General features: G+C 62.2%; 2 protein-coding genes. One reads left to right on the top strand and one right to left on the bottom strand.

The window, feature by feature from the left end:
• On the top strand, positions 1–741 hold a 741-nt coding region (locus KA184_00865; GenBank protein MBP8128101.1), incomplete at its 5' end, for a hypothetical protein.
• Between the two features lie 60 nt (positions 742–801).
• Here the strand turns inward: KA184_00865 and KA184_00860 are convergent.
• Positions 802–1,278: hypothetical protein (locus KA184_00860; protein ID MBP8128100.1), on the bottom strand; the 477-nt coding region annotated here is incomplete at its 5' end.

Raw genomic sequence — 1,278 nt, 5'->3', positions numbered from 1 at the left:
GGGCTTGAAGACTCGCAGGTGGCCCAGTGGCAGGCGTGCGTGCGGTTCTACCACGAACTGCGCAAACGCGGCGTGTATATTCACACGCCGGACTGGTACTACCTGAACGGAAGCAACCGTTGCGCCATGGGTTACCGCGAAACAAACTGGAGCCTGCCGCGCGAGCGCCAGATCGTGATCGGACGCCAGAATATCTACGACGGAACCTTTGAAAAGACGCCGAGCATGGGCTGGATGTTCGTGCCGCTGGTCGAGTATCACGGCGGCGGCGCCGCGGCTACCCTTGAACCGTTATCCGAACACCTGGACGCCTATGCATGGCACTTGGCGCAGAACTTCGGCAGTGGCGTGCAGGCGTGCTACCGGGGACCGCGGCTCTACGACACGGACGAGACCCGCGCCGTGGTCAGGCAATGGGTGGATTTCTACAAGGCCCATCGCGCGATTCTGGATTCGGACATCATCCACGTGCGCCGCGCGGATGGACGGCGCCTCGACTGCATGCTGCACGTGAATCCGCGATTGCCCGAGCGCGGCCTCGCGATGGTATACAACCCTGCCGAGACTGAACAGCGCGAAGATTTGCGTCTGCCCTTGTACTACACGGGTCTGACGGACAGCGTTCATGTGCAGGACAGGGACGGCGGCATCGCCGAGTATGCGCTGGACCGGTCCTGGCGCATCCAATGTCCGGTCATCGTGCCGCCGCACAACTACACGTGGTTCGTCGTAACCGAGTGACGGCGTCGCGCGTGGCCGGGCGCGCGAAATGGCAAGCGCAAAATGCGTGTGGCCGTTATCTCACTCAATGAGACGACACCGGCCATACCGCAGGAATTCGTCGCAGGCGAATTCCTGCCAGATCGGCTCGAGTCCCAGGGACGTGTTGTCTTCGTAGTAGCCCGCGATGAAGCCGCCGCGCCCGCGCCAGAGTCTTTCGACAAGTTCGCGCGCCCGGGCTCGGATTAGCGGCTCGTTCCTGGTGGGCAGGGTGTGCTGGATGTCCGCGGGGCACCAGAAGGTGATGGGGGAGTGGTCCTGATGCGCGGCAAGCGTGGCTATGCCGTGCAATTCCGGTTGATCGAACTGGAGCACGTCGATACCAGCGCGGATCAACGCCGGCACAATGGCTTCAATCTGCCCGCAGGAATGCATCCAGACGCTCAGGCCCAATCCGTGCGCATAGCTGCATAATATTTCAAAGCGCGGCGCAAACTCCGCATGCCAGAGACTCGGGTCGATGAAAAGCGCCGTCTGCGTTCCCCAATCCTCGGGAAA

The sequence above is a fragment of the Candidatus Hydrogenedentota bacterium genome (genome assembly GCA_018005585.1).
Lineage (GTDB): Bacteria > Hydrogenedentota > Hydrogenedentia > Hydrogenedentales > JAGMZX01 > JAGMZX01.
The sequence above is the reverse complement of the archived record's forward strand: the minus strand, read 5'-3'. Positions and strand labels throughout refer to the sequence as shown.